Origin of the sequence: Deinococcus aestuarii (assembly GCF_018863415.1) — a bacterium.
Taxonomy (GTDB): domain Bacteria; phylum Deinococcota; class Deinococci; order Deinococcales; family Deinococcaceae; genus Deinococcus; species Deinococcus aestuarii.
Genome location: NZ_JAHKSN010000038.1, coordinates 1 through 19,347, shown reverse-complemented (window position 1 = coordinate 19,347; position 19,347 = coordinate 1). Strand labels below are relative to the sequence as shown.

Sequence of the window (19,347 nt, the reverse complement as noted above, 5' to 3'; positions counted from 1 at the left end):
TGACTGGGGTGAAGTCGTAACAAGGTAACTGTACCGGAAGGTGCGGTTGGATCACCTCCTTTCTACACGCTCCGCATCCCTCTTCATCTCCCTGTTCCTGCTGATTCCACACCCCCCGCCCACGCGGGGGGTGTGCGCTTTTGGCTCTTCACAACTTTGAACCCGGTACACTCTGTCCATGTCTTCCACGTTCGAGCAGGCTCAGCAGGATGTCCGGCTCCTCCCCAGGAAGCCGGGAAACGACGTGCTTCTCAGGCTGTATGGCCTGTACAAACAGGGCACGGCCGGGGACATAACGGGAGCGCGTCCCGGTGGCTTCGACTTCGTGGGTGGGGCCAAATATGACGCCTGGGCTGCCCTCAGGGGCCAGAGCCAGGAAGAGGCCCGGGCGGGGTACGTCGTGCTGGTAGAGTCGCTCAAGGCTGGGGGTTGAGCCTGCGCGGGGAGGAGGCTGGCCGCGTGCTGGCCTCCCTTGCTTGCTGCCTCGTCTTTGCCTGCGGGCCCCGGCGGGGTAAGCTGCGGGGGTGACGTCCGGCCCCCCTTCCTCGCAGACGTCCGACGTGAACGCGCTGGCCACCGCCAAGGCGCGGATGCGGGAATTGGCCGCCGCCTATGCGCGCAGGCTGCCGGGGCTGGACACCCACAGCCTGCTGGGCGGCCTGGACGCGACGCTGCGCTTCCTGCCGATGGGCGACCGCGACGGGGCTTACGACCCAGAGCACCGCGTCGTGCTGATCAACAGCCGGGTGCGGCCCGAGCGGCAGCGGTTCACGCTCGCCCACGAGATCAGCCACGCGCTGCTGCTCGACGACGACGACCTGCTCAGCGATCTGCACGACGCCTACGAGGGCGAGCGGCTGGAGCAGGTCATCGAGACGCTGTGCAACGTGGGAGCCGCCGCCCTGCTGATGCCCGAGGCCCTCATCGACGAGGTGCTGGCACGGTTCGGGCCGACGGGCCGGGCCCTCGCCGAACTCGCGCGCCGGGCGGACGTGAGCGCGAGCAGCGCGCTTTACGCCCTGGCCGAGCGCACCGCGCTGCCGATCCTGTATGCCGTGTGCGCGGTCAGCCGGGTGGAGGCCGAGGGCGACGATGAGGAGGCCCGCCCCCCCTCCGCCAAGGCGCTGACGGTGCGGTCGAGCGCCGCCGCCCCCGGGGTCAAGTACAGCCTGCGTCCCGGCACCCCCATCCCCGAGGATCACCCGGTCGCCGTGGCGCTGAGCACCCACCTGCCCATCACGCAGGAGAGTTACGTGCCCTTTCGTTCCGGGCGCCGGATGCCCGCCTATGTGGACGCCTTTCCCGACCGTCAGCGCGTGCTCGTGAGCTTCGCGCTGCCCGCGCGGTCGGCCAGGGGAGGGGAGGACGACCCTGCGGGCTGAGGAGGCCGGGGCCGACGACTGGACGGCGCGGACCCACCGCCTGACCTTTGGGCTTGCGGTTCCCGGCGGCGAACGGACGCCGGACGGCTGGCAGGTGACGTGGCGGGGCTGCGCCGTGATGGGTGTGCTCAACGTCACGCCCGACAGCTTCAGCGACGGCGGGCGTCACACGACCCTGGAGGCCGCGCTCAGGCAGGCGCGGTCCATGCGCGACGCGGGCGCCCTGATGATCGACGTGGGCGGCGAGAGCACCCGGCCCGGCGCGGACCCCGTGTCCGTGGACGAGGAGGTGGGCCGCGTGCTTCCGGTGATCCGCGCACTCTCGGGGGAGGGGGTCCTTCTCAGCGTGGATACCATGAAGCCCGAGGTGGCGGCGGCGGCCCTGGCGGCGGGAGCCCACCTCGTCAACGACGTGACCGGCCTGCGCGACCCGGCCATGCGGCGGGTGTGTGCCGACTCGGGCGCCCCCGCCTGCGTGATGCACATGCGGGGCGAGCCGCGCACCATGCAGCGCGCCCCGCACTACGACGACGTGGTGGTGGAGGTCCACGCCTTCCTGCGCGAGCGGTCACGGGAAGTCCTCGCGGCGGGCGTTCCCTCCGTCCTGCTCGACCCCGGGCTGGGCTTCGGGAAGACGCCCGCGCACAACCTCGCCCTGCTGCGTGCCCTCCCGGAATTCACGGCGGGGCCGCACCCAGTCCTGGTGGGGGTGAGCCGCAAACGCCTGATCGACACGCTGGCGGGGGTGCCCGAGGCGGCCGAGCGCGACCCTGGCACGCTCGCCCTGCACCTGCACGCGGCGAGGCACGGGGCCGCGCTGGTGCGGGCACATGCGGTGGGGGCACACGTCCAGGCGCTGCGGGTGCAATCGGCGCTCGACAGACCCGCCGACTCGGCATAGGACCCAGGTCTCGGCCCGCAGGACGCCGCCCGCTACAATCCCCACCATGAGTCGCGTCGTTCTGGAGGGCCTGGAATTTCACGCGCGGCATGGCGTGTACGAGACGGAGGCGGCGCTCGGAGCGCGCTTCGTGATCGACGCGGAGCTGCACTGGACCTTCGCGGGCATTTCCGACGAGCTGGGCGCCGCCGTGAACTACGCCGCCGCCTATGACGCCATCTGCGAGGAGGTCACGGGCCAGCGCTGGAAGCTCATCGAGGTGCTGGCGGACCGGATCGCCCGGCGCCTGCTGCGCGACCACCCCCGGCTGGAGAGCGTGACGGTGCGGGTCCACAAACCTTTCGCGCCCCTGCCCGGCGTCTTTCGGGACGTGTACGCCGAGCTGACCCTGCGCCAGGGCGAGTGATGGCGGGGGGCGAGGTCGCCTTCGTCGCGCTGGGGGCCAATCTGGGGGACGCCCCCGGCACCCTGCGCGGGGCACGGGACAGCCTCGCCCGGCTGGGCACCCTGACGGGCGTGAGCGGCCTGTACCGCACGGCCCCCGTCGGCGGTCCCCCCGGTCAGCCCGATTACCTCAATGCCGCCGTCCGGCTCGTCACGGCGCTCGAAGCGGACGCGCTCCTCGCGGCGCTGCACGGGATCGAGCGGGAGGCGGGCCGGATTCGCCGGGAGCGGTGGGAGGCGCGTCCTCTCGACCTCGACCTGATTCTCTACGGGCGCGAGGTGCTGGACACGCCCGAGCTGACGCTGCCGCACCCGCGCGCCTGGGAGCGGGCCTTTGTCCTCGCGCCGCTCGCCGACCTCGACCCGGCTCTCACGCATCTCGGCAGCGGGGAGACGGTGGCATCGGCCCTCGCGCGGGTGGGACGGGAGGGCGTCACGCTCGCGGCGCCGGAGTGGTAGGGCACCGGGTGGGTGACAGGGCTGTCGGGGAACAAGCGTCCCTGTCGGCGGGGGCGGTCCACGCTATGCTGCGCCTTGACATGAGCGAGCTGACCTCCTCCAGACGCCACGGCGGGCTCGGGCGCACCCTGCTGTGGGTTTCCATCGTCCTGAGCGTGCTGCTGCTGGGCTTCGTGACGGCCCTGACCATCCGGACCAACCCCTATGACAGTGACGCCGAGGCCAACGGCATCAGCAAGTTCAAATTCATCGAGGAGTGCCGGGAACAGTTGGCGGAGTCCCAGGAGCTGGAGACCCTGCGGGGCGTCCTCCAGCAGACCGGCCAACTGCGCCCCAACCAGAACCTGCACGCCGACATCGGCGCCGAGCCCAGCGAGATCGTCGCCAACACCCAGGCTGCCGCGCAGGGTGGCTGGACCTTGAGCGCCCCCGCCAACATCAGTATCGAGGGCCAGAGGGCCGTGCTCGGCCAGCTCGGGATGCAGTGCACGCACGACAAGGCCCAGAATCGCACGGTGGCCCAGCTTCAGCTTCCTGGCGCCCAGTAGGGCGGGCCTCCTCCCCAGATACACGCCGCCCCGGGACCACCTGGGCGGCGTGTGCTCGTGGGTCCCCGCCTAGATCACCACGTCGAGCCCGCTCAGGCACTCCTCGGCGATGGCGCGGGCCAGGGGGTCGCGGGTGGAGCGGGCGTAGCTCACGCCGAGGTGGAGGTGTTCCTGCCCCTCGGCGGCCCCCGAGAGCGCGAGCGTCTGGTAGTAGGCGAGGTGGGTGTGCGCGAGCAGCACGTCCCGCGTGCGCTCGGGCGGCAGGGCACGCAGGATGCCCAGCGCCTCCTCGTAGGCGTCGGTGGCCCGGTCCTGGTCGCCCTCCACCGCCCACTCGCGCCCGAGTTGCAGGCTGCGGGCGGCGGTCAGGTAGGCGGGCCTCATGGGCAGGATTCTAGCCCAGGCTATCCTGCACGCATGACCGGCTGGCTGGGCGCGGCGCTGCTGATCCTCGCGGGGTTCGGCTGGGGCACCCGCCTCTCGGGTCGGGGGGAGTCCCCCGTGCCGCTCTGGATCGTGCTTCTTCTCACCCTGGGCGTGAGCGTACTCGGCCTCGTCCTCGCCATCGAGGCCTTTCTGGCCGGGCAGGACGGGCCGCTCACCGTGGGCGCGGTGGGGGCGCTCGCGGCGGCGGCGCTGGCGGTGTTCACGGGGCGGGAGGATTAGGGAAGGAAGCCACATGGCCACATGGCCTACACGCTTGAGGCGGTTTTGCTGGACGCGCAGGCCGCCAGCTTCGAACACGGATTGCCGACGATTTCTTTACCGCACGCCGTCACGCTCATTCCCATCACAGACGAAGTTCTGGACGAACACTTCGGGCAAGCCGACCCGGGCACCTCCGGCCCCTTCTGGAAGCTCAGTGCATCAATGGAGACGTTCTTGGCAGAGGCTTCCCGGTCTGGAGTTGTGGCGTACGTGGAGGCCGACTACTTTGGCGGTTCGCGGACTCAAGTGGCCGCCGTCTGGCGGGAAGGTCGGCAGGTCATGGGCCCGGAGTGTTCGGACGGGGCGGGCACCATCAACCACGCGCTTCGGCTCTTGGGCGTGCCTCGTTCCGCCGGGCAGGACGAGTTTGATGCGGTTGGCCTCGGTCGGTTCCGGCACACCGCCGACTGAGTGAACAAGTAGCGGCCCGGTGCCTTGACACGCCGCGCGCCTTAACAAAACAGAAGAGCCGCCCCCTGTATAGGCGACTCCTCTTGCGCTCTGTTCAATCCCGGCGCGGCGGGCGTGGTCCCCGGTCGCCTCCCCCGGCACGGGCCGGGCGGGGTTCGCGCGGGGCGATCTTGCCCTCCAGCTCGGGGCGGATCAGGTCGATCTTGCCGCGGTCGTCGATGTTGGCGATCTTGACGCGGAGCTTGTCGCCCACGTTCAGCACGTCCTCGACGGCGTTCACCCGCTGCTCGCTCATCTGCGAGATGTGGAGCATCCCGTCCTGACCGGGGAAGAGGTTGACGAAGGCGCCGAAGGGGGCGGTCTTGACCACCGTGCCCTCGTACTCCTCGCCGACGCGGGCGGTCTTCGTCAGGCCCTCGATGCGGGCGCGGACGTTCTCGGCGGCCTGGCCGTCGGCGCTGAAGATGCGCACCGTGCCGTCCTCCTCCACCGTGATCTGCGCGCCCATCGCCTCCAGCTCGCGAATCTGCTTGCCGCCGGGGCCGATCACCTTGCCGATCAGCTCGGGGTTGATCTTGAGGGTCAGGATGCGCGGCGCGGTGGGCGAGAGTTCGGGCCTGGGCGCGGGCAGCACCTCGGCCATCTTGCCCAGGATGTGCAGCCGCGCCTCGCGGGCCTGCGTGAGCGCCTCGCGCATCACGGCAGGGGTGATGCCGCCCACCTTGATGTCCATTTGCAGGGCCGTGACCCCCTGAGCCGTCCCGCAGACCTTGAAGTCCATGTCACCCAGCGCGTCCTCCAGCCCCAGGATGTCGGTGAGAATCTTGTAGCGTTCTCCCTCCATCACCAGGCCCATCGCCACGCCCGCGACCGGCGCCCTCAGCGGCACGCCCGCATCCATCAGCGCGAGCGTCCCGGCACACACCGTCGCCATGCTCGACGACCCGTTGGATTCCAGCACCTCGCCTACCACGCGGATCACGTAGGGAAAGTCGTCGAAGGCGGGGAGGACCGCCCGGATCGCGCGCTTGGCGAGGTTGCCGTGGCCCACCTCGCGGCGGGACTGGCCGCCCATGCGCTTGACCTCACCCGTGGAGTACGGCGGGAAGTTGTAGTGCAGCAGGAAGCGGTCGTTCTCCTCTGCGGTCAGGTCGTCTACCAGAAGTTCGTCGCGCTCGGTGCCCAGGGTGGCGACGCCCAGCACCTGCGTCTCCCCGCGCGTGAAGATCGCGCTGCCGTGCGCGCGGGGCAGGGGACGGACCTCGATCCAGATGGGCCGCACCGTGCGCGTGTTGCGCCCGTCGGCGCGCAGGTCCTCCTCGATAATCAGGCGCCGCAGTTCCTGCTTCTCCACCTTGGCGAAGGCGTCCTTGAGGGCCTGCACCTGCTCACTCGCCCCCTCGGCCCCGGAGTCGGGCACGCGGGCCTCGATCAGGCGGTTGCGCAACGCCTTGAGGTTCGCGCTGCGGTCCTTCTTCTTGGTGGTCAGCAGGGCGTCCCGCAGGCCCTCCGCCCGCGCCGCCTCGGCGAGTTCGGGCACGAGGTCGGGGCTGAGGTCACCGTCGGCGAGGAAGTTGAACTTCTCGCGGCCCAGCTCGGCGCGCATGGTCTCGATCAGGTCGAGAACGCCCTGCATCCCCGCGTGCGCGAACTCGATGGCGCCCACCAGGGTTTCCTCGTCCACCTCCTGCGCGCCCGCCTCGACCATGATCACGGCTTCCTTCGTGCCCGCCACCACGAGGTCGAGGGTGGAGCGGGTGAGCTGGTCGCTGGTCGGGTTGAGGACGTACTCGCCGTCCACCTGCCCCACCCGGACGCAGGCCGTCGGCCCCTGCCACGGAATGTCGCTGATGCTGAGGGCCGCCGAGGCGCCGATAGGGCCCAGCACGTCGGGAAGGTTCTGCTGGTCGGCGCTGATCACCGTGATGATGACCTGGGTCTCATGGCGGTAGCCCTTGGGGAAGAGGGGCCGAATCTGGCGGTCGGTGATACGCGCCGACAGGATCGCCCGCTCACCGGGACGGCCTTCCCGGCGGTGGAAGGAGCCGGGAATCTTGCCCACCGAGTAGTGCCGTTCCTCGAACTCGACGGTCAGGGGCAGAAAGTCGAGATTGCTCTTGTCGTCCCGTGCCTGGGCGGTCACCAGGAGCATGGTGTCGCCGTAGCGCAGGGAGACGCTGCCGCTGACGAGCTTTGCCAGCCGGCCCGTCTCGATGCTCAGTTCCCGTCCGCCGAGCATGGTCGTATACGTTTTGCCTATCACCCGGGAAGTCTACCTTGCGGATGAGGAAGAAAAAGGGATGATAGGACAGGTAGAAATCAGGTGTGACGCTTCACCTCCTAGGCTGGAGGCCGGGAGGCACGCCGCACCTGATCAGCCGTCAACGCCTCGCCAGAAGTTTCGAGTACGAACGGCACACCCAACTCACGGAAGTGTTCGGTCCCGCACGCAATTTTCAGATTCTCCGAGTTGCGGAGCTTGGTCGAGTCCTTGGTGCTTTTGGTTTCGCAGACAAAGTACAGCTTCTCCTGCCCAGCGTCCTCGATAACCACCGCCCAGTCCGGCTCGTAGTTGCCCAGCGGCGTGGGGACGATGAACCACTTGGGCAGTTTCACGAACAGCTTCACGTCCTCACGCCCGTCCAGGGCCTGCGCGAACTGCCGCTCGACCTCGGAATCGTAGGCCACGGCATCGTAAATGCCGTGCTGAACGTCCAGCGTCTTGCCGAGGTAAGTTTCCAGCTCACTGCTCTCGAACTGCGTCATGTCGTAGTTCTCGCCGATGCGCTCGTATTTGATCCCGTCTACCATCGCCCCTTGCAGGACGTACTTGATACTGTGCAGGGCCATATCCAAGAAATTCTGTGGGTTGAGCTTGAAGCTATCCATGCGCCCGCTCTTTTCCAGAACGCTCACCAGCGTCGAACGGGTCAACTCCGTTTCGCGTTGAAGGTGGCCCAGAACATCCGGCATGAATGGCGTGTAGCCCTGTATGGACGCCTCACCACTACCCGTCAAGGTGACTGAACCGCCATCCCTGAATGTATCGATGCGGCCCCGCTGCACGCTGTAGGCAGGAGCATGAATAGCAGGCAGTTTGCGAATCTGCTCAGCGGCCTCCTCGACGAACTTGGGGGTGTTGAAGTTGACCTTATAGCGCGTCTTGGGCCTGATACGTTCCCACAGCACCTGAAAGTTCTCGTCCAGCAGCACTTCTTTCTTGAACTTGATGGTGCGCCGCTCGCGGGCGTTCTTGGTGATCTCTTTGGTCGCCTTCTCGCCCGTGTCGGTCTCAATCTCTTGCTGTAAGGCCCCGGCAAAGTCCTTGTACGACTCATTGGCGACGATCAGCAGGCGGTTCACCTGCTCGTCGGTGGAACGCTCACCGTTCTCGCGCACCGGCAGCCGCAGGCCGCGCCCGATCTCCTGGCGCTTTTTCACGTCAGAGCGACTCTCGTTCAGGGTGCAAATCTGAAACACGTTGGGGTTGTCCCACCCCTCGCGGAGGGCAGAGTGTGAGAAGATAAACCGCAGAGGTTCGTCCAGGGACAGCAACTTTTCCTTGTCCCGCATGATCTTTTCGTAGGCGTCCGCGTCCGCCTGCGAGTCGCCGCGCGTGTCCCTGGCATTGCCGCTGCGGTCCTCCGCGAAGTACGCGGCGTGAACCTGATTGAGGGGCGGTAACTTGAGCGCCTTAAATCGGTCCTCTTGGCTCAGCTCGGTGTAAGCCTGCTCGAAAAACCGCCTGATCTTGGCGTCCTCACCCCGGTAGTTCGCCACACGGTCGATAAAGAATAGGGACAGCACCTTCAGGCGCTCCCCGGCGGGTAGCCGCGACAGGCGCAACTCGCGGCGCAGGTGCTCGCGCACCGTCTCGAACACCTGCGCCCGCATCAGGTCGTCCGGGTCCACGCCGACGGTCTGGCCCGGCACCAGAAACTGACCGTTGCCAAATTCAATACCGTCGTCCACGGAAATGTCCGTCACCGTGAAATCCCGGTACACCTCACGCCCGCCGGACAGCGCAAACAGGTCGCTGTCCTTACCAATGGGAACCGTCTTGCGCTTGATGGCGGGGCTTCCTTTCAGGTTCGCCCAGGTGTCGATCTCGACCTTCGCCTTGACGGTGGATTTGCCGGGCGTAACCGACACCAGCTTGATGTAAGGCTTGTTGAAGTCCTCGGCGTCCAGCACCGATAGCACCTCAATCTGTTTGACCAGCCGCAGGTCGTAGGCCTGCACTGGCCCCAGCTTGTACACAGTGTTGAAGGCCGTCCGGTGGGTCGCGGAGTAGCGGATCAGCGCCGACGGGCGCAGGCGGGCCAGACCGCGCCGGGCCTGCTCGCCCTCGAAGTTCTGCGGCTCGTCCACGATGACCACCGGACGCGCCGACTGAATGAAGTCGATGGGCGCGAGACCGTTCAAATTGTCGTCCTGTCGGTACAGCAGGTTGCTGTCCTTGTCGAAGGCCGACACGTTGATAATTAGAATTTGAATGTCACGGCTGCTGGCGAACTGCCGGAGCCTGGACACTTGCCGGGAGTCGTAAATCCAGGAATCCACAGGCACGGCCCCATACAGCAGCTTGAAGTGGTCTTCGGTCAGGCGCAGGCTGGAGAGCACACCCTCACGGATGGCAATGGACGGCACGGCAATCACGAATTTGGTCAGGCCGTACTGCTTGTTCAGCTCATAGATGGTCCGCAGGTAGACGTAGGTTTTGCCCGTCCCCGTCTCCATTTCCACGTTCAGGTTGAGCGTGACGGACGGCTCGCCCTCGGCGGTGGTCTCTGTCAGGGCCTCACTCTGAGGAAGACCGTTCCGCTCCTGCACGGCCTGAATGTTGGCAAGCAGGTCTTCTGCGGTCAGCGTAACCACGTTCTGCACACTGGGCAGCTCGAACAGCGCGTCGTCCGTGAGGGATGCACCCTGGCCCGACAGCCCCGCCAACTGCCCCGCGAATACGTCCACGACGCTCTGCACGGCGTCCAGTTGATAATCCTGGTTAGGGTCGAACTTGATTTTGACGGTCACGCTTTACACCGTTCTGAACTGAATGCCGTGGTCGCGCATCTCGGAGACGATGTTCATCTTGACGGCATCGGGATTTTCGGACTCGAAGGCCACGTCCAGGCACACCACCTGCTCTGGCCTGGGCGAGTGGGTGAGCATGGCACGTAGGGTGCCCTCGTGGATGGGCCGCGCTAGGCAGATCAGCAGCTTGCCGCTTTGCACGCTGTACACGTCCTGCCCGTTCACCTGCACCACCTCGTAACGGCTGGACAGCGGCAGGCCCGCCCGGAGCAGGATTTCGAACAGTTGATCCTCGGCGCTGCGGCCCTCCAGCACGTTCTGCTGCAAAGCCCTCAGCATCTCCATCTGGTCTTCGGCGTGCGGATCGTACTGCTTGAAGTTGCTGGTGTCCCAGCGGAAGGCCCGGAAGCCCAGGTCGAGGGCACCTTCCATGCCCAGCGAGCCGTTCACGGCTGCCCGCTTGGACTCCCCAACCTTCCGCACTCGCGCCCGCGTGACGCTGGTAATGGTGGGGTAGTTGGTGTTCTTGGTGGCCTGGTCAAGCTGGACGAGGATAAAACGGCGGTTGCCACTGTCCTCCACGTTCTTTTCCATGACGGCCTGTCCGACGGTGCCGGAACCCGCGAAGAAGTCCATCACCAGATGCCCCTCGCCAGTTTCCTCATCGCCTTCGGGCGTCGTTCCCAGTTCGAGCAATCGCTTCATCAGGCGCACGGGCTTGGGCGTATCGAAGGCGTCTCCATCAGCAGGAAACAAAGCCTTGAACTCCTTCTTAGCCTCGTCGGTATGGCCTACGTCCTCGTACTCCCACCAGGTGTTGGAAACTACGTCGCCTACTTCGGATAGGTAACGCTTATAACGGGGTGTTGTGTTATTGCCGTTCGCCCCCCACCAAACGCGCCCCTCCCTCTCATTTTGGATATGCTTTTCCTTGCTGTAGCGCCATACCGCAGAGCGGTCGGGCCAGATTTCCTCTCCTGTGCTTGGCTGCTCAATGGCATAATACAAATTAGGGCGCTGCTCAGCCGACTTATTACAAGTATAGTTGTCCGACATCCACAGGCCGTGCGGATCATTGTCAGGATTTTTGTAAAGCTTGTTCTGCTCCTCTGTCCGGCCCATACGCTGCAAAGTTTCCACGGCCTTGCCGCTGCTGTTCAAGATGCGGGTCTTAGAGTAGGACACTAGATATTCATGTGTATAGGAAAAATCCGTAGTATCATTCGCCGTCGCGTACTTTTTTTGCCAAACCACCGTAGCCAGAAAGTTCTCCGGCCCGAAAATCTCATCCATCACCAGGCGCAAGTTTGCTAGTTCATTATCGTCGATGCTGATAAAGATCACGCCGTCGTCGCGCAGCAGGCTCTTGGCGAGTTGGAGGCGTGGGTACATCATGCTCAGCCAACGACTGTGCATCCGCCCGCCGCTGCCCTGGTCGGTGGTGGTGGCGTTGCCGTCCTCGTCCACCTGCCCACTGAAGCGCCGGTAGGCGCGAGCACCGTCCCGGAAATCGTCGGGATACACGAAGTCGTTGCCCGTGTTGTACGGCGGGTCGATGTAAATCAGCTTGACCTGACGGTGGTAGGCGTGCTGAAGGAGCTTAAGCACCTCCAAGTTGTCGCCTTCCAGAATCAGGTTCCCGGTGGTATCGAACTCCAGGCTCTGCTCCCGCTCGGGGCGCAGGGTGGCCGTGGTGCCGTTCTGAAGGGCACGGACAGCATCGGCCCGGCCCGCCCAGGTGAGGCCGAAGCGTTCACGGCTGGTGTCCACGTTCTCGCCCAGGAGTTCCTGAAGCTTGGGGAGGCTGAGTTTGCCGTCGGCAAAGATTTCCGGGAACTGAGTTTGTAAGACCTCCAGCCGCTGCTGGAGCGGATTGGGGCTGGTACTGGGGAGTTTGGTCATGTGGCTTCAGTGTAGAGGGAAGAAGCGCGGCTTTCGGAGCAAATCTTCCAGCCCTCATAGCCCACAGGATGTGCAGAACGCGCCGGAGCGGGCCCCTTCAGGCAGTCAGCCCACTGATCCGATAGTGTACGGCGAACAGATGAAGGCGGGAGGAAGGCCGCTATCCTGCCCCTATGACCGCGCCCGCCCCCACCCGCGACGTGTTCCTCACCTGCCCCCTCGACTGCCCGGACGCCTGCCGCCTGCGGGTGACCCTGGCGCGTGGCGAGGATGGCGTGGAGCGCGCGGTGAAACTCACGGGCGACGCGGACCACCCCTACACGCGGGGTTTCGCCTGCGCCAAGACCGTCCACTACCCGGCGCGGCAGAACCACCCCGACCGTCCGCTGTACCCGCTGCGGCGCGTCAACCCCAAGACCGACCCCGAGCCCCGCTTCGAGCGCGTGACCTGGGACGAGGCGCTGGACGACATCGCCGCCCGGCTGAGGACGCTGCTCGACACGCGCGGCCCCGCCTCCATCCTGCGTTACCACTACGCGGGCACGATGGGGCTGATGGAGAACTCGCACGCCCATACGCTGTGGCGCGCGCTGGGCACCCCCGAACTCGACGAGACGATCTGCGCGACGGCGGGCTCGGCGGCGTGGCAGGTGGGCTACGGTCCGCGCTACGGGGTCGATCCCCTCGACGTGCCGCACGCCCGCCTGATCATCCTGTGGGGCATCAACTCGCTGAGCACGAACATCCACCTCACCCCGCAGATGACGGCGGCGCGCAAGAACGGTGCGCGCATCATCCACATCGACCCCTACCGCAACCGCACGAGCCAGTACGCCGACACCCACCTCAAGCTCAGGCCCGGCACCGACGCGGCCCTCGCCCTGGGGGTGATGCACGAACTCTTCGCCCACGGCTGGACGGACGAGACGTACATCGCCGAGGCGACGCAGGGGGTGGAGGAGCTGCGCGAGGCGGCCTCGGAATGGACGCCCGAGCGCACGGCGGAGGTCACCGGCCTGACCGTGGAGGAGGTGCGCGACCTCGCCCACGCCATCGGCACCACGCGGCCCACGTATATCCGGGTGGGCTATGGGATGACCCGGCACGAGAACGGCGGGACGAACCTGCGCGCCGTCACCCTGATCTCCGCGCTGACGGGCGACTGGCGGCACCGGGGCGGGGGCGTCGTCCTGAGCACGAGTGGGGCTTTCGCGCTGAACCGCACCCGGCTGGGGGGCGCGCATCTCGTCAAGCCCGAGACGCCGCACGTCAACATGAACGAGCTGGCGAACGCCCTCGCGCCGGAAGCCGGGTTCGGTGCCGTCGTCGTCTACAACTGCAATCCTGCCGTCGTCGCGCCGGATTCGGGCCGAGTACGGGCGGGGCTGATGCGTGACGACCTCCTCGTCGTCGTCCTCGAACAGGCGATGACCGAGACGGCGCGGCTGGCCGATTACGTTCTGCCCGCGACGACCTTCATGGAGCACCCCGACGTGTACCCCAGCTATGGGCACCACTGGCTCGGCTACAACGAGGCTGTCTTGGAGGCCCCCGGCGAGACCCGGCCCAACACCTGGGTCTTCCGGGAACTCGCCCGCCGCCTGGGCGTCACTGAGCCGAGCGTGTACTGGACGGTGGACGACCTGATGCGCGAGGTGCTGGCGACGGATCATCCCCACCTCGCGGGAGTCACCCCCGAGCGGCTCAAGGCCGAGGGCACGGTTCACCTCAATCTGCCCGAGGTGTACCTGCCCTACGCCCACGGCGCCCCGACGCCGAGCGGGAAGGTGGAACTCTCACCCGCCCCCCAGCACCGCGAGCCCCAGGCGCAACTCAACGCCGACTACCCGCTGCGCCTGCTCACCCCGCCCGCGCACCACTTCCTGAACAGCACCTACGGCAACCTGGACCGCCTCAACCGGGCCGAGGGGAGCGAACCCCAGGTTCTCGTTCACCCCGAGGACGCCGAGGCGTACGGCCTGAGCGACGGCGACCGCGCGGTGATTCGGAGCGAGGTGGGGCGGGCCCTGCGCCGGGTGAAGGTGACGGAGGCGGCCCAGCCCGGCGTCGCCGTGGTGGAGGGGACGTGGTGGGGGCTCTCGGCGCCCGACGGCACGAGCATCAACGCGCTGACGGCTCAGACGCTGACCGACCTGGGCGCGGGCAGCACCTTTCACAACACGCGGGTCCGGATCGAGGCGGGTGTTGAGGGGGAGGGGTTCGTTCCCCGTTAAGCTGGGCCATGACCAGGGTTGTCCTCATCACGGGCGGGAGCCGGGGCATCGGCGCGGCCACGGCCCGCCTCGCGGCGTTTCAGGGCTACGCGGTGGGGGTGAACTACCGGCAGGACGCCGAGGCGGCAGGGGAGGTCGTGCGGGACATCGAGCGGGCGGGTGGCCGCGCCCTCGCGGTGCAGGGCGACGTGGGGCGCGAGGAGGACGTGGAGCGGCTGTTCGAGGAGGTGGAGGCGGGGCTGGGCCGGGTCACGGCGCTGGTGAACAACGCGGGCGTGCTGGAGCGGCAGACGCGGGTGGACGGGATGGACGCGGCCCGGCTCTCCCGGGTCCTGACGACCAACGTGATCGGCAGCTTCCTGTGTGCGGGGGCGGCGGTGCGCCGCATGTCCACCCGGCGCGGGGGCGCGGGCGGCGTGATCGTCAACGTCTCGTCGCGCGCCGCCGTGCTGGGGTCGCCGGGCGAGTACGTCGATTACGCGGCCTCCAAGGGAGCGGTCGATACGCTGACGGTCGGCCTGGCGCGCGAGGTGGCCGCCGAGGGCATCCGGGTCTGCGCGGTGCGCCCCGGAATCATCGAGACCGAAATTCACGCCCTGGGAGGTGAGCCGGATCGTGTTACCCGGCTGGCCTCCGGCATCCCGATGGAGCGCGGCGGCAGCCCGGAGGAGGTCGCCCGGGCCATCCTGTGGCTCCTCTCGGACGAGGCGAGCTACGTCACCGGGGCGCTGCTGGACGTGGGAGGCGGGCGCTGACCCCGGTGCCCCCGGTTCGTCCCGGTCTCCCGTCGCCTCCCGGCCCCGAAGCTCATCCCTATACTGAGCCCCGCCCATGACCACGCCCTCCGCCACCGACGCCTCCGCCGCTCCCACCACGGTGCCGGAGGGGCGCAGTGACGCCGGGTCCCGCCTCCCGGCCGTGGACGTGTTCCGGGGAATGGCGATTGTCGCGGTCGTGGCGCACCACCTCACCGGCCTCGCCCTGCGGCACGCGGAGGCGGGCTCGACCCTGAGCCTCGGCATCGCCGTCATCAACCGCAGCCTGCACTTCGTGGTGCCCGCCTTCGTCTTCATGACGGCGCTGGTGCTCATCCGCTCGGCGATGCGGCGCCTCGACCTCGGGAAGTATTACGCGGCCCGCATCCGCACGGCGCTGCTGCCGTACCTGCTGTGGACGGTGCTCTACATACTCTTCCGGGTCGTTACCCGTCAGGACCCCCCCTCGGTCCTCGCCGACCCGGAGCGCTGGCAGGTGTGGGTGCAGTACGGCAAGGGGTACTTCCACCTCTACTTCCTCCTGATCGTCCTCCAGTTCTACCTCGTGCTGCCGCTGCTGCTTCCCCTGTGGCGGCGGCGCTGGCCGTTCCTGGGGGTGCTGGTCGTCGCCTTCGCGTTGCAAGGCCTGGTGTTCTGGCTCAACCGCACGGGTGTCCTCAACTTCCGCTTCCCCGGCACGATGGCGCTGTGGTACATCCCGTCCATCACCCTGGGCATGTACTTCGGCGCGAACGCGGGGTTGTTCGAGGCGCTGTGGGCTCGCTGGCGGTGGTGGTTCGTGGGCGCTGCCGTGCTGGCGCTGGCGTGGTACGTGCCCGTCGCGGTGGCGCTGCTCCAGGGCGCGCGGGTGAGCAGCGTGACCTACAGCGCGGCGAACTGGACCTTCACGGCGGCGGCGGTGCTTGCCCTGTTCGGGCTGGCGCAGGTGCTGGCCCCCTTCCAGACGCGGTGGAGAGGGGCCCTCGTCTACCTGGGCACGGTGAGCCTGCAAATCTACCTGCTGCACCCGGCGGTGCTGTGGTTTCTGGAACGGGTGGGCTTTCCGGGGAGTCCGGCCCTGTTCCTCGTCGTGCTCGCCGGGTACGGGCTCATTGCGCTGGGCATCCCCATCCTGATCGCGCGGCGGCTGGAGGGCAAGGCGCTGTCCCGCTGGCTGTTCGGTCGCTGACGTCGCCGTCTCCCGGCTTCTGTTAGTCTCTGCCGCGATGAAGCGCGTGGTGCTCTCCCTCCTCCTGTCCTCCGCCGCCCTCGCCGCCACGCCTCCCGTGCCGCCGACGGGGACGTCCCCACTGGCCCAGGCCCAGCCGGGCCCGGAGGTCACGTTGCCCGAGGCCCTGCGCTTTCCGCACCCGCTCGGCGACGCCTTCCTGTTCCGCCCCGCCGCGTGCACCCCCGCCTGCCCGCTGGTGATCGTCTCGCACTCGCGCGGGATGACCGCCGAGGTCAGCCTGACCCGCCCGCACCTGCGCTCCCTATACGCGCGGCTGCTGGGCGCCGGGTACGCGGTCCTCGTGAGCAACGACGCGGGGGCGACGACCTGGGGGGCGCCGCAGGCCCTGACCTACCTCGCGGACATGCGCTCGCGGGCCATCCGCACCTTCCCCTTCAACGGGCGCACCTACAACTTCGGGTACTCGATGGGCGGCCTGCCCGCCCTGCTCACGGCGTATCTTCCCGTGTATCCGGTGTCGGGCGTGATCCTGCTCGACGCGCAGGTGAACCTGAACGACGCCTGGAAGGGAAGCAACGCCACCTTTCGGGCCGACATCGGCACGGCCCACGGGGTCAGCCTGCTCGCGCCGCTCCCCCCCAGGCGGGACCCGGCCGAGTTCTTCACCGGGCCGCAGGCAACCCAGCTTCCGGTCCTCGTCGCGGGCAGCCCGGAGGATCAGGTTGTGTCGTTCGCGCGCAACGGCGAGGCGCTCTTCTCGCGGAATACCTCCGACCACAGCCGCCTCGTGCGCCTGACCGGCCCGCACCTCGGCGGCTCGCACTTCGGCGACGCCCTCGTGAACGAGATGCTGACCTTCCTGGGCCGTCTGGAGCAGAGGGTCACGCCTGATCAGGGCGCCCTTCCCCGTCCGTCGGGCGAGGGCAACTAGGGTCGCTCACCCCTCCAGCATCCGCGTCCAGCCCTCCGGGTCCTCGCCCACCGTCAGCACCTTGCCGCCGCGCACCAGGGGCAGGCGCAGCAGCTCCGGCGTCTCGATGATCCGATTGATAATGGCGTCTTCGGTCGTGCGGAGGTAGGCGAGGTTGCTGCGCTCGTACGCCTTGCCCCCCGTGTCCAGCAGGGCGTTCAGGCCGAACTTCTGCACGAAGCGGGTCAATTCCCCCCTGGCGATGGGCTTGGCCGCCAGATCGACGAAGTGAATCTTGACCCGCCGTTCCTTGAAAAAGCGCTCGGCGGCGCGGGTGGCCGCACTCTTCTTGAGGCCGAACATCTGAACCTGAGGGTCGGGCATGGGGGGAGTGTAGCGAGCGGTCAGCCGTCAGCAAAAAAGCCCCCGGCGGCGAGAGCCGGGAGCCTGTGTTTGCTGAGAGCTGACCGCTGAAAGCTTCAGTTCGTGTACACCCCCACCCCGTCCTCGTCCCGTCCACCCACCGGCAGCCCCAGGTGGTCGTAGGCGTGGGCGGTGGCGACGCGGCCCCGGGGGGTGCGCTTGATGAAGCCGAGCTGGATCAGGTACGGCTCGTACACGTCCTCCAGCGTCAGGGCGTCCTCGCTGATGGCGGTGGCGAGGGTGTCCACGCCCACCGGCCCGCCCGCGAAACGGTGAATCAGCGTCTCCAGGTACTTCTTGTCGCGGTCGTCCAGGCCCGCCGAGTCCAGCCCCAGGCGGTCGAGGGCGTCGAGCGCGCGGGGCAGCTCAATAGTCTTCTCGCCCGCAACCTCGGCGTAGTCGCGTACGCGGCGCAGCAACCTCTTGGCAATACGCATCGTGCCGCGCGACCGGGCGCCGATCTCCACGGCGGCGTCCTCGGTCAGCCCGAAGCCCAGCAGGCGGGCGTCGCGCAGCAGGTTGGTGCCGATCTCGGTGGGCGTGTAGTACTCCAGGTGCTCGATGATGCCGAAGCGCGAGCGCATCGGTGCGGTGATCAGCCCCGGGCGGGTGGTCGCCCCCACCAGCGTGAAGCGTGGCAGCGGCAGCTCGATGGTCCTGGCCGCCGGGCCCTGCCCCAGCACGATGTCGAGCTTGTAGTCCTCCATCGCGGGGTAGAGGTGTTCCTCCGCCACCCGGCCCAGGCGGTGAATCTCGTCGATGAACAGCACGTCGCCCTCTTCCAGACTGTTCGTGAGGATGGCGGCGAGGTCCCCCGGCTTCTCGATGGCCGGACCCGAGGTGACGCGGATGTTCACCCCCAGCTCATGCGCGATGATGTGCGCCAGCGTCGTCTTGCCCAGCCCGGGCGGGCCGAAGAGCATCGTGTGGTCGAGCGCCTCCCGGCGGCCCTTGGCGGCCTGGAGATACACCGTCATCTTCTCCTTGAGCCGCTCCTGGCCGACGTATTCCGTCAGCGTCTTGGGCCGCAGGGCGGGGTCGTTCACTTCAGTCATGCGGGTATATTACGCTATTTCCGAAAAAGAGGAGCGAGGTACGATCATCGGCCCGTCGCCTGGCCGCCCGTCCTCCGGTCGGAACCCGAAAAAGACGTTCAACGGGAAGAGGGGCTGACGCCTCAACTGCCGTACAGGCGGATCAGGGCGGGGAGGTCGCGCTCCAGTTCCCCGCTGATCACGTTCGCGTTGCCGTACACCCGGACGAAACGCCCCCGGGTGTCCACCACGCTGACCTGATCGCCGTGGACGCGGGCGGCGACGTTGGCCCCGCCGGGCACCTCGTCGCTGTGGTCGCCGGGAGCCTCCTGGGCCCCTGCGCCCGCGTGTGCCTCATGGCCGCCGTGATCCTCGGGCTCGGGCAGGGGCGCGATATTCGCCACGAACATGACCCGCGCGGCCTCGTCGATGCTGGCCGCGTTCCCGGTCAGGCCGGTGAAGCTCGGGTCGAAGCGGCCCAGGTAGTCGCGCAGCACGCTGGGCAGGTCGTGTTCGGGGTCGACGGAGACGAGTTGCACCTGTATCCGCTCCCGCTGGGCGGGCGTCAGCCCGGAGAGGTCGTTCTTGAGCCGGGCCAGCGTCGCCGGGCACACGTCCGGGCAGCGCGCGAAGCCGAAGAAGACGAGCCGCACCCGCCCGCCCGAGTCCTGAAGGTTCGCCGCCTGTCCCCGCTCATTGACCAGCCGCAGCGCGGGGAGGGGAATCGGCGTGTCGAGGGCCGTCCCGCCCGTCGGGGTCGACGAGGCGTTGCGGTAGAGGAGCAGCCCTCCCAGCGCTGCGGCGAGGGCGAGGAGCACGGCGGTCAGCCACTTCATGGGGGCAGGCTAGGGCGGGGGAGGGGGGCGGGGTGTCCCAGGAGCTTTCAGCTCTCAAGACTTGTTGCGCAGTAGAGGTAGGAGCGGGTAGGTTCAGGGGTGTTGCGGCTGGAGAAGCTGAAGTCCCGAGCACGTTCCTTCGAGCGGCTGGTGGGGCTGACACCTGGCGAGTTC

General features: G+C 67.7%; 19 protein-coding genes and 1 rRNA gene. 13 read left to right on the top strand and 7 right to left on the bottom strand.

Features of this window, described 5'->3' with window-relative positions; genetic code table 11:
* The 7 genes from IC605_RS24165 to IC605_RS24135 form a co-directional block, all read left to right on the top strand.
* Nucleotides 1–62: ribosomal RNA gene (locus IC605_RS24165) — 16S ribosomal RNA — on the top strand; the annotation flags it as partial.
* Between the two features lie 116 nt (nt 63–178).
* Nucleotides 179–433, top strand: a complete 255-nt coding sequence (locus IC605_RS24160; RefSeq protein WP_216329799.1) for an acyl-CoA-binding protein — start codon at nt 179–181, stop codon at nt 431–433.
* 157 nt (nt 434–590) lie between these two features.
* Entirely contained in the window at nt 591–1,382 is a 792-nt protein-coding gene (locus IC605_RS24155; RefSeq protein ID WP_216329801.1) for an ImmA/IrrE family metallo-endopeptidase, read from the top strand.
* 94 nt (nt 1,383–1,476) lie between these two features.
* On the top strand, nt 1,477–2,283 hold the full coding sequence (folP, locus tag IC605_RS24150) for a dihydropteroate synthase (protein ID WP_425514245.1): 807 nt from the start codon (nt 1,477–1,479) through the stop codon (nt 2,281–2,283).
* Nucleotides 2,284–2,329: 46 nt separating this feature from the next.
* Nucleotides 2,330–2,689: a dihydroneopterin aldolase gene (folB, locus tag IC605_RS24145; protein ID WP_216329797.1), complete on the top strand. Its 360-nt coding sequence runs from the start codon at nt 2,330–2,332 to the stop codon at nt 2,687–2,689.
* On the top strand, nt 2,689–3,186 hold the full coding sequence (folK, locus tag IC605_RS24140) for a 2-amino-4-hydroxy-6-hydroxymethyldihydropteridine diphosphokinase (RefSeq protein ID WP_216329795.1): 498 nt from the start codon (nt 2,689–2,691) through the stop codon (nt 3,184–3,186). Before folB ends, folK begins: the two co-directional genes overlap by 1 nt.
* An 80-nt stretch (nt 3,187–3,266) precedes the next feature.
* Entirely contained in the window at nt 3,267–3,734 is a 468-nt protein-coding gene (locus IC605_RS24135) for a hypothetical protein (RefSeq protein ID WP_246581256.1), read from the top strand.
* Nucleotides 3,735–3,803: 69 nt separating this feature from the next.
* On the opposite strand, the gene IC605_RS24130 is transcribed toward IC605_RS24135, so the two are convergent.
* Nucleotides 3,804–4,118 carry a hypothetical protein gene (locus IC605_RS24130; protein ID WP_102125780.1) on the bottom strand — a complete coding sequence of 105 codons (315 nt, stop codon included), beginning with the start codon at nt 4,116–4,118 and terminating at the stop codon, nt 3,804–3,806.
* Nucleotides 4,119–4,151: 33 nt separating this feature from the next.
* On the opposite strand from IC605_RS24130, the gene IC605_RS24125 reads away from it, so the two are divergent.
* Both IC605_RS24125 and IC605_RS24120 read left to right on the top strand, forming a co-directional pair.
* Nucleotides 4,152–4,400 (top strand): hypothetical protein, encoded by a 249-nt coding sequence (locus IC605_RS24125; RefSeq protein WP_216329791.1) that lies wholly within the window; start codon nt 4,152–4,154, stop codon nt 4,398–4,400.
* Between the two features lie 21 nt (nt 4,401–4,421).
* Entirely contained in the window at nt 4,422–4,853 is a 432-nt protein-coding gene (locus tag IC605_RS24120; RefSeq protein WP_216329789.1) for a hypothetical protein, read from the top strand.
* A 94-nt stretch (nt 4,854–4,947) separates the two neighbouring features.
* Here IC605_RS24120 and pnp read toward each other — a convergent pair whose 3' ends face one another.
* The 3 genes from pnp to IC605_RS24105 all read right to left on the bottom strand — a co-directional run bounded on the left by pnp (nt 4,948) and on the right by IC605_RS24105 (nt 11,789).
* Nucleotides 4,948–7,116: a polyribonucleotide nucleotidyltransferase gene (pnp, locus tag IC605_RS24115; RefSeq protein ID WP_216329787.1), complete on the bottom strand. Its 2,169-nt coding sequence runs from the start codon at nt 7,114–7,116 to the stop codon at nt 4,948–4,950.
* A 77-nt stretch (nt 7,117–7,193) separates the two neighbouring features.
* The gene (locus tag IC605_RS24110) at nt 7,194–9,887 is read right to left on the bottom strand and encodes a restriction endonuclease (RefSeq protein WP_216329785.1); all 2,694 of its coding nucleotides are present in this window, start codon (nt 9,885–9,887) and stop codon (nt 7,194–7,196) included.
* 3 nt (nt 9,888–9,890) lie between these two features.
* Nucleotides 9,891–11,789, bottom strand: a complete 1,899-nt coding sequence (locus IC605_RS24105; protein WP_216329783.1) for a site-specific DNA-methyltransferase — start codon at nt 11,787–11,789, stop codon at nt 9,891–9,893.
* A 173-nt stretch (nt 11,790–11,962) separates the two neighbouring features.
* On the opposite strand from IC605_RS24105, the gene IC605_RS24100 reads away from it, so the two are divergent.
* The 4 genes from IC605_RS24100 to IC605_RS24085 all read left to right on the top strand — a co-directional run bounded on the left by IC605_RS24100 (nt 11,963) and on the right by IC605_RS24085 (nt 16,901).
* Nucleotides 11,963–14,023 carry a molybdopterin oxidoreductase family protein gene (locus tag IC605_RS24100; protein WP_216329781.1) on the top strand — a complete coding sequence of 687 codons (2,061 nt, stop codon included), beginning with the start codon at nt 11,963–11,965 and terminating at the stop codon, nt 14,021–14,023.
* Between the two features lie 8 nt (nt 14,024–14,031).
* Nucleotides 14,032–14,778 (top strand): SDR family oxidoreductase, encoded by a 747-nt coding sequence (locus IC605_RS24095; protein WP_216329779.1) that lies wholly within the window; start codon nt 14,032–14,034, stop codon nt 14,776–14,778.
* A 76-nt stretch (nt 14,779–14,854) separates the two neighbouring features.
* Nucleotides 14,855–15,967: an acyltransferase gene (locus tag IC605_RS24090; RefSeq protein ID WP_216329777.1), complete on the top strand. Its 1,113-nt coding sequence runs from the start codon at nt 14,855–14,857 to the stop codon at nt 15,965–15,967.
* A 37-nt stretch (nt 15,968–16,004) separates the two neighbouring features.
* Nucleotides 16,005–16,901 carry an alpha/beta fold hydrolase gene (locus IC605_RS24085; RefSeq protein ID WP_216329775.1) on the top strand — a complete coding sequence of 299 codons (897 nt, stop codon included), beginning with the start codon at nt 16,005–16,007 and terminating at the stop codon, nt 16,899–16,901.
* A 6-nt stretch (nt 16,902–16,907) separates the two neighbouring features.
* On the opposite strand, the gene IC605_RS24080 is transcribed toward IC605_RS24085, so the two are convergent.
* The 3 genes from IC605_RS24080 to IC605_RS24070 form a co-directional block, all read right to left on the bottom strand.
* Nucleotides 16,908–17,264, bottom strand: a complete 357-nt coding sequence (locus IC605_RS24080; protein ID WP_216329774.1) for an ArsC/Spx/MgsR family protein — start codon at nt 17,262–17,264, stop codon at nt 16,908–16,910.
* Between the two features lie 95 nt (nt 17,265–17,359).
* Nucleotides 17,360–18,358 carry a Holliday junction branch migration DNA helicase RuvB gene (ruvB, locus tag IC605_RS24075; protein ID WP_216329773.1) on the bottom strand — a complete coding sequence of 333 codons (999 nt, stop codon included), beginning with the start codon at nt 18,356–18,358 and terminating at the stop codon, nt 17,360–17,362.
* Between the two features lie 122 nt (nt 18,359–18,480).
* Nucleotides 18,481–19,173, bottom strand: a complete 693-nt coding sequence (locus IC605_RS24070) for an SCO family protein (protein ID WP_216329772.1) — start codon at nt 19,171–19,173, stop codon at nt 18,481–18,483.
* Nucleotides 19,174–19,347 lie beyond the last annotated feature (174 nt).

What these genes read in the sequence shown, in the direction of transcription:
- IC605_RS24160 (WP_216329799.1), top strand. Translation starts at nt 179, where the DNA reads ATGTCTTCCACGTTCGAGCAGGCTCAGCAGGATGTCCGGCTCCTCCCC.
- IC605_RS24155 (WP_216329801.1), top strand. Translation starts at nt 591, where the DNA reads ATGCGGGAATTGGCCGCCGCCTATGCGCGCAGGCTGCCGGGGCTGGAC.
- folB (WP_216329797.1), top strand. Translation starts at nt 2,330, where the DNA reads ATGAGTCGCGTCGTTCTGGAGGGCCTGGAATTTCACGCGCGGCATGGC.
- folK (WP_216329795.1), top strand. Translation starts at nt 2,689, where the DNA reads ATGGCGGGGGGCGAGGTCGCCTTCGTCGCGCTGGGGGCCAATCTGGGG.
- IC605_RS24135 (WP_246581256.1), top strand. Translation starts at nt 3,267, where the DNA reads ATGAGCGAGCTGACCTCCTCCAGACGCCACGGCGGGCTCGGGCGCACC.
- IC605_RS24130 (WP_102125780.1), bottom strand. Translation starts at nt 4,118, where the DNA reads ATGAGGCCCGCCTACCTGACCGCCGCCCGCAGCCTGCAACTCGGGCGC.
- IC605_RS24125 (WP_216329791.1), top strand. Translation starts at nt 4,152, where the DNA reads ATGACCGGCTGGCTGGGCGCGGCGCTGCTGATCCTCGCGGGGTTCGGC.
- IC605_RS24120 (WP_216329789.1), top strand. Translation starts at nt 4,422, where the DNA reads ATGGCCTACACGCTTGAGGCGGTTTTGCTGGACGCGCAGGCCGCCAGC.
- IC605_RS24105 (WP_216329783.1), bottom strand. Translation starts at nt 11,789, where the DNA reads ATGACCAAACTCCCCAGTACCAGCCCCAATCCGCTCCAGCAGCGGCTG.
- IC605_RS24100 (WP_216329781.1), top strand. Translation starts at nt 11,963, where the DNA reads ATGACCGCGCCCGCCCCCACCCGCGACGTGTTCCTCACCTGCCCCCTC.
- IC605_RS24095 (WP_216329779.1), top strand. Translation starts at nt 14,032, where the DNA reads ATGACCAGGGTTGTCCTCATCACGGGCGGGAGCCGGGGCATCGGCGCG.
- IC605_RS24090 (WP_216329777.1), top strand. Translation starts at nt 14,855, where the DNA reads ATGACCACGCCCTCCGCCACCGACGCCTCCGCCGCTCCCACCACGGTG.
- IC605_RS24085 (WP_216329775.1), top strand. Translation starts at nt 16,005, where the DNA reads ATGAAGCGCGTGGTGCTCTCCCTCCTCCTGTCCTCCGCCGCCCTCGCC.
- IC605_RS24080 (WP_216329774.1), bottom strand. Translation starts at nt 17,264, where the DNA reads ATGCCCGACCCTCAGGTTCAGATGTTCGGCCTCAAGAAGAGTGCGGCC.
- ruvB (WP_216329773.1), bottom strand. Translation starts at nt 18,358, where the DNA reads ATGACTGAAGTGAACGACCCCGCCCTGCGGCCCAAGACGCTGACGGAA.
- IC605_RS24070 (WP_216329772.1), bottom strand. Translation starts at nt 19,173, where the DNA reads ATGAAGTGGCTGACCGCCGTGCTCCTCGCCCTCGCCGCAGCGCTGGGA.